Here is a 6,510-nt window from a genome sequence, read left to right on the forward strand (position 1 = left end):
ACCCAAACGCGCCTTGCACCACGCGGTGAGAGCGCTAAGGGGATGGCACGCTAGATCGAACGGAAGTAATCGCATGGCCAACAGACCGCTCTCGCCGCATTTGCAGATCTGGAAATGGGGGCCGCACATGCTGGTCTCTATCCTCCACCGCGTTACCGGAGACGGATTGGGCCTGGTCGGGCTGGCCGTGCTGGTATGGTGGCTGGGTGCGCTGGCGAGCGGGCAGAAGGCCTATGAAGACTTCGTGTTCCTCGCCACTACGCCGCTCGGATATGTCGTGCTGGTTGGGCTGTCCTGGGCATTCTTCACCCATCTGATGAGCGGCTTGCGGCACTTCGTCCTCGATATCGGCGCCGGTTACGAACTCGACGCGAACCGCGTCTGGTCGATCCTCTCGCCGATTTTCGGCATTCTTCTCACCGCGGGCTTCTGGGCCCTGATCCTCTACAAGTAAGGCACGGGCAATGGGTAACGGAACCTCCCTCGGCAAGGTGCGCGGGCTCGGCTCGGCGCATGAAGGCGCGCATCACTGGTTGCTGCAGCGCTTCACCGCGATCGGCAATGTGGTGCTGATGCTGTGGCTGGTCACCAGCTTCGTGCTGCTGCCGGACCTGAGCTATGGCACCGTCAGCGGCTGGCTTTCTGACCCGGTCCCGGCGACAGCGATGATCCTGCTGGTCATCAGCACATTCTGGCATGCCCGGCTCGGCCTTCAGGTGGTGATCGAGGACTATGTCCACAACGCCGGCACCAAGTTCGGAGCCATCACCCTGCTAAATCTCGCCACGATCGGCGGCGGAGCCTTCGCAATATTCAGCGTCGCTCGCCTTGCACTGTCCTCGGCTTCGATGGGAGGAGCCGCATAATGGCCGACACTTCAGCCTACAAGATTATCGATCACACCTATGATGTTGTGGTCGTGGGCGCCGGCGGTTCCGGCCTGCGCGCGACCATGGGTGCCGCCGAAGCGGGCCTCAAGACAGCCAACATCTCCAAGGTTTTCCCGACCCGTTCGCACACCGTTGCGGCGCAGGGCGGCATCGCGGCCAGCCTCGGCAATATGGGGCCGGACCACTGGACCTGGCACATGTTCGACACCGTCAAGGGGTCTGACTGGCTGGGCGACCAGGACGCGATCGAATATCTCGTGCGCGAGGCCCCGCAGGCGGTTTACGAGCTCGAACATGCCGGCATGCCCTTCAGCCGCAATGAAGAGGGCAAGATCTATCAGCGCCCCTTCGGCGGAATGATGCAGAACATGGGCGAAGGCCCGCCTGCGCAGCGCACCTGCGCCGCCGCCGACCGTACCGGCCACGCGATGCTGCACGCGCTCTATCAGCAGAGCCTGAAGTACGACGCGGATTTCTTCATCGAATATTTTGCCATCGATCTGATCATGAAAGACGGCAAATGCGTCGGCGTGATCGCGATGTGCCTCGATGACGGGACGATCCACCGTTTCCGTTCGCATGCCGTGGTGATGGCTACCGGCGGCTATGGCCGGGCCTATTATACCTGCACCGGAGCGCATACCTGCACCGGCGATGGCGGCGGCATGGTCCTGCGTGCCGGGCTCCCGCTGCAGGACATGGAGTTCGTCCAGTTCCACCCGACCGGCATTTATGGCGCGGGCGTGCTGATTACCGAAGGTGCGCGGGGCGAGGGCGGCTACCTCACCAACAGCGAAGGCGAGCGCTTCATGGAGCGTTATGCCCCGAGCGCCAAGGACCTTGCATCGCGCGACGTTGTCTCGCGCTCCATGGCGATGGAAATGCGCGAAGGCCGCGGCGTTGGCGAGCATGGCGACTATATCCATCTCCATCTCGACCATATCGATCCGAAGGTGCTGGCGGCACGGCTGCCCGGCATCACGGAAAGCGGCAAGATCTTCGCCGGGGTGGACCTCACCCGCCAGCCCCTGCCGGTGTGCCCGACGGTGCACTACAACATGGGCGGTATTCCCACGAATTATCACGGCGAAGTGCTCAACCCGACGGCGGACAATATGGACGCGACCGTGCCCGGACTGTTCGCGGTGGGCGAAGCGGCCTGCGTCTCCGTCCATGGCGCGAACCGCCTCGGCTCGAACTCGCTGATCGATCTCGTGGTGTTCGGCCGCGCAGCCGGCTTGCGGCTCAAGGAAACGATTAAGCCGGGTACCCCGCCCGAAGCTCTGCCCGATGACAGCGCCGATTTCGCGCTGGGCCGTCTCGACCATTTCCGCCACGCCAAGGGCGGCAGCTCGACCGCGAAGATCCGCACCGACATGCAGCGTTGCATGCAGGCGCACTGCGCGGTGTTCCGCACCGACCAGGTGCTGGCCGAAGGCAAGGAGCAGCTCGCGGGCATCTACCAGCAGATGGAAGACATCGAGGTTACCGATCGCTCGCTGATCTGGAACAGCGACCTGATCGAAACACTCGAGCTCGACAATCTGATCAGCCAGGCCAGCGTGACGATCCACGGCGCCCATGCGCGCAAGGAAAGCCGGGGGGCCCATGCGCATGAGGATTATCCCGATCGCGACGATGCCAACTGGATGAAGCACACGCTCAGCCATTTCGAAGGCTGGGGCGGCAAGGGCGGTGCGGTCGCGCTTTCCTACCGCGATGTGCACAATTACACGCTGACCGACGACATCGAGTACATCAAGCCCAAGAAGCGGGTGTATTGATCGAGAGCAGGGCGTGGACCTCTATTCCTTAGTAAAGACCGTCCACATCCTGTCCTCTACCGTGCTGTTCGGCACGGGTATCGGCATCGCATTCTTCTTCCTGATGGGTATGCGCAGCGGGGAGCCTGCGGCGGCGTGGTTCGCTGCGCGCACGACCACGATTGCCGACATGATCTTCACCTTCACCGCGGGCGTGATTCAGCCGTTAAGCGGTTTCATGCTGATCGATCTCGCGGGCTTTGACCCGTCGGAGAGGTGGCTCATTGCGGCCTATGTTCTCTATGTGGTGGCGCTCGCCTGCTGGCTGCCTGTGGTGAGACTGCAAATCCGTATCCGCGACATGTGGCGCGCAAAGCTCGATGGCGATGCAATCGACGATACTCTGCTGGAGCGCCGGATTCGCACCTGGTTCATGCTGGGATGGCCTGCATTCGGCGCACTGGTCGCGGTCTTCTGGCTGATGGTCGCAAAGCCCGCATGAGATTGCGTGCAGCGATCCTGGGTGGATACGGGAATTTCGGCAGCTATATCGCGCGAGCGCTGGCGTGCGATCCCAACATCGAACTGATCATATGCGGGCGCGATCTGGCCAAAGCGACGAACTTCGCAGCTTCGCTTGGCGCGGCCAATCCAGCGCAAGGTGCGATGGTGGATATCACCGAACCGGCGGCGAGCCTGGCGGCAATCGCACCCGATCTCGTCATCCACACGGTCGGTCCATTCCAGAGCCAGGACTATCGCGTGGCTGAAGCCGCCGTGGCCTGCGGCGCACATTATTGCGATCTGGCCGACGCGCGGCAGTTCGTTGCCGGTATCGGTGCGGTGGACGAGCGCGCGAAGCAGGCCGGCGTCGCCGTCATCGCGGGAGCGAGCTCGGTCCCATGCCTTACCGCTGCCTATCTTGACGAAGCGGCCAAGGAAATGACGATCGAGGCGGTCGATTACGGCATCTCCGCCGCACAACAGACCAATCGCGGTTTGGGCACGGCAAGCGCGATCCTGTCCTATGTCGGCCGCCCATTCACCATGCTGCGCCAGGGTGCGATGCGGCGGATGTTCGGATGGCAGGACCTGCATAGTGAAGTCTATCCGGAACTTGGTCGCCGCTGGTTCGGCTATTGCGATATCCCCGACCTCGATCTGTTTCCGCAGCGCTATCCCGGCCTTCGCGACATGCGTTTCTGCGCGGGGCACGAAATCGCTCTGCTGCATTTCGGCACCTGGCTGATGAGCTGGGGCGTGAGGCTGCACTTGCTGCCGCAGCTGGATCGCTGGTCCGGTGCGCTACTTCGGGGAAGCTTCCTGTTCGATCCGTTTGGCAGCGGCCGCAGCGGCTTCCACATGTATATCTCGGGGCGCGATGGCGAGGGCAGGGCGGTTATGCGCAAGCACTGGCTTATCGCGCGGCAGGGCCATGGCCCAAACATTCCCTGCATGCCTGCCATCCTGATCGCGCGCAGACTGGCCGGCGGTAAAACGATCGAAGCGGGCGCAAGGCCTTGCCTCGACCTGATTTCTCTGGCCGACTATCTCGAAGCGCTTGAAGGGCTGGACATAGAGGCGATCGACGAATGACACACGAACCCTTCAGCTATCGCGATGACGCGAATGTGCCGGAGTCGCTGCTCAATGGTGCGCGCATAATCCTCCGCCCGATCGACACTCCAGCGGTCAGCCGTGAGTAGCCAGATATCAGCAAGATCGTATCTTGCTGCGGCTCGCAAGCGAAACTGCATCAATCGGCATTGTAGCTGGCACGCATTTCGCGGAGAAAGCCATCGGACGCAAAATCTTCGGCTATTCCGCTATCCAGCCTTTCCTTCAAGGCGCAATCCAACGCTTCCCGCTTTGCTTCTTCTGCGATGTAGTGCCGCAATGCGTCGCGGATGATTTCGCCTACAGAGCCAAACTCGCCTTGCTCGACTTTGCGGCGCACAAAGGCCTCATGGTAACCGCAGAGGGAGATGGATGTGTTCTTGCCCATGCAAATTGGGATGCCAAACCTTGGTAACACGCGCATTCGCATTGACATGGAGGTCAATCGTGCGGCTACTTGCTCAATGCGAAGAATCCTTACTCTACTCGTGGCATTGGCATTTTCGGTCCCTGCATCGGCACAACTTTCTGCCCCCGAGCAGGTCATGGTCGAAACGGTCGCGGATGGCTTCGAAAGCGATGTCGCGCTGCTCGAACGCATCGTCTCGCAAAACTCGGGCACGCATAATCACGAAGGCGTGCGCGCGGTGGCGCATATCCTCATCCCGGAATTCGAAGCGCTGGGTTTCACCGTCGAGTGGATCGACCAGTCCGCTGCGGGCAGAGCAGGGCACCTCTTTGCGCGGCATGAAGGCAAACCCGGTTCAACGCGGATGCTGCTGATCGGGCATATGGACACGGTGTTTGAGCCGGACTCCGGCTTCGACACCTTCACGCGGGAGGGCGACCGAGCCATCGGTCCTGGTGTCGAAGACGACAAGGGCGGGGTCATCGTAATCCTTTCCGCCTTGCGCGCGATGAAGGCAGCCGGAACACTAAAGGACGCCAGCATTGTCGTTGCGCTGACCGGGGACGAGGAAGATGCGGGGAGCCCGCTCGAAGTCGCCCGGGCCGATCTCAGGAAAGCGGGCGAATGGGCCGATGTGGCATTGGGCTTCGAAGGCCTGTCTGTCATCGATGGGAAGGATTTCGGCGTCGTAGCGCGCCGCAGCTCAAGTGGGTGGGAACTGACCACGCGCGGCAAGACCGGCCATTCCTCCGGTATTTTCGACGAAAACGCGGGCTATGGCGCGATCTATGAAATGGCACGCATCCTCGACACGTTCCGGCGCGAGTTGCCCGAAGAGAACCTGACCTTCAATGTCGGGCTCATGGTCGGTGGCACTCCCGCAAGCCTTGCGGACGACGGGCTGTCGGGTACAGCCAGCGGCAAGACCAACATCATCCCGCCTGTGGCCATCGCACGCGGCGACCTGCGAACGATATCCAGCGAGCAGACCGATCGGACCATCGCGGCGATGCAGGCCATCGTCGATGCGAACCTGCCCGGCACCGATGCGGAAATCGAGTTCGATATTCGTTATCCGCCAATGTCTCCGACCGAAGGCAACCGCGCGCTTCTGGCACGCCTGAACCGAATCAACGCGGACATGGGGCTAGAAAAGATGGAGGAGTTTCCTCCGTCGAAGCGCGGCGCAGCCGACATCAGCTTCGTCGCAGAGCTGGTACAGGCATCGCTCGCAGGCCTGGGTCCCAGCGGCGAACTCGGCCACGCGCCCGGTGAAAGCGTCGACCTGCGCAGCTTCACGCGCCAGGCCCAGCGCGCGGCCATCCTGATGAGCCGCCTTGCCGCGGAAACGCCCAAGCGGGACTAGGCGCTACTCCTCGCCGGCTTCGGCATTCACTCGCCGAACGTCAACGATCTCCACCGGATCGGCCAGCATCTGTCCCTTCATCCAGCCTTCGCCCTTGTCGGGATCGGCGGGCATGGCATGGATAGCGTGGACCACGTCCATTCCGCCGATCACATAACCGAACACCGCGAAACCGGGCCTGAGATTGGGATCTTCGGAACTGGGCTGAGCATCGAGGCCTTTCTGGTCCTTGATCATGATCGAGAAGTCGCCCGTTGCCGAGCCGGGATCATAGCGCGCCATGGATAGCGCACCGTCTGTATGGCTGAGGCCGGTCTCGTTGGTCGGCTCATGCGCAATCGGCGGAAGGATGCGATCGGGGTTCATCTGCGTTCCGCATTGCAGCAGTCCGTTGGGCGGCTCGCCCCATTTGAGGTGCATCGCGCGATAGCAGACGATGCCGTCGAAGCGGTCTTCATCGACATA

Annotated in this window: 8 protein-coding genes; 6 read left to right on the forward strand and 2 right to left on the reverse strand. The window is 62.1% G+C overall.

The window, feature by feature from the left end; translation table 11 throughout:
* Positions 1-73: 73 nt before the first annotated feature.
* From sdhC to ACQY6C_RS13795, 5 genes are read left to right on the forward strand one after another with little or no spacing between them, the layout of a single operon-like run.
* Positions 74-454 carry a succinate dehydrogenase, cytochrome b556 subunit gene (gene sdhC / locus ACQY6C_RS13775; RefSeq protein ID WP_427969689.1) on the forward strand — a complete coding sequence of 127 codons (381 nt, stop codon included), beginning with the start codon at positions 74-76 and terminating at the stop codon, positions 452-454.
* Positions 455-464: 10 nt separating this feature from the next.
* Entirely contained in the window at positions 465-866 is a 402-nt protein-coding gene (sdhD, locus tag ACQY6C_RS13780) for a succinate dehydrogenase, hydrophobic membrane anchor protein (protein ID WP_427969691.1), read from the forward strand.
* On the forward strand, positions 866-2,674 hold the full coding sequence (gene sdhA, locus ACQY6C_RS13785) for a succinate dehydrogenase flavoprotein subunit (protein WP_427969693.1): 1,809 nt from the start codon (positions 866-868) through the stop codon (positions 2,672-2,674). The genes sdhD and sdhA overlap by 1 nt, the downstream gene beginning before the upstream one ends.
* Positions 2,675-2,687: 13 nt before the next feature.
* Entirely contained in the window at positions 2,688-3,155 is a 468-nt protein-coding gene (locus ACQY6C_RS13790) for a DUF2269 family protein (protein WP_427969695.1), read from the forward strand.
* Positions 3,152-4,249: a saccharopine dehydrogenase family protein gene (locus ACQY6C_RS13795; protein ID WP_427969697.1), complete on the forward strand. Its 1,098-nt coding sequence runs from the start codon at positions 3,152-3,154 to the stop codon at positions 4,247-4,249. Before ACQY6C_RS13790 ends, ACQY6C_RS13795 begins: the two co-directional genes overlap by 4 nt.
* A 160-nt stretch (positions 4,250-4,409) precedes the next feature.
* On the opposite strand, the gene ACQY6C_RS13800 is transcribed toward ACQY6C_RS13795, so the two are convergent.
* On the reverse strand, positions 4,410-4,658 hold the full coding sequence (locus tag ACQY6C_RS13800; protein WP_427969699.1) for a type II toxin-antitoxin system ParD family antitoxin: 249 nt from the start codon (positions 4,656-4,658) through the stop codon (positions 4,410-4,412).
* Between the two features lie 76 nt (positions 4,659-4,734).
* Between ACQY6C_RS13800 and ACQY6C_RS13805 the strand changes: the two genes are divergently transcribed.
* On the forward strand, positions 4,735-6,045 hold the full coding sequence (locus tag ACQY6C_RS13805) for a M20/M25/M40 family metallo-hydrolase (protein WP_427969701.1): 1,311 nt from the start codon (positions 4,735-4,737) through the stop codon (positions 6,043-6,045).
* A gap of 3 nt (positions 6,046-6,048) precedes the next feature.
* Here the strand turns inward: ACQY6C_RS13805 and ACQY6C_RS13810 are convergent.
* Positions 6,049-6,510 (reverse strand): peptidylprolyl isomerase (locus ACQY6C_RS13810; RefSeq protein WP_427969703.1); only part of this gene is annotated, 462 nt, incomplete at its 5' end.

The sequence above is a fragment of the Altererythrobacter sp. genome (assembly GCF_050299635.1).
Taxonomy (GTDB): Bacteria; Pseudomonadota; Alphaproteobacteria; order Sphingomonadales; family Sphingomonadaceae; genus Erythrobacter.

Excerpts from the sequence above, each read along its gene's own strand:
- ACQY6C_RS13805 (WP_427969701.1), top strand. The coding sequence starts at position 4,735 with ATGCGAAGAATCCTTACTCTACTCGTGGCATTGGCATTTTCGGTCCCT.
- sdhA (WP_427969693.1), top strand. The coding sequence starts at position 866 with ATGGCCGACACTTCAGCCTACAAGATTATCGATCACACCTATGATGTT.
- ACQY6C_RS13800 (WP_427969699.1), bottom strand. The coding sequence starts at position 4,658 with ATGGGCAAGAACACATCCATCTCCCTCTGCGGTTACCATGAGGCCTTT.
- sdhD (WP_427969691.1), top strand. The coding sequence starts at position 465 with ATGGGTAACGGAACCTCCCTCGGCAAGGTGCGCGGGCTCGGCTCGGCG.
- ACQY6C_RS13795 (WP_427969697.1), top strand. The coding sequence starts at position 3,152 with ATGAGATTGCGTGCAGCGATCCTGGGTGGATACGGGAATTTCGGCAGC.
- sdhC (WP_427969689.1), top strand. The coding sequence starts at position 74 with ATGGCCAACAGACCGCTCTCGCCGCATTTGCAGATCTGGAAATGGGGG.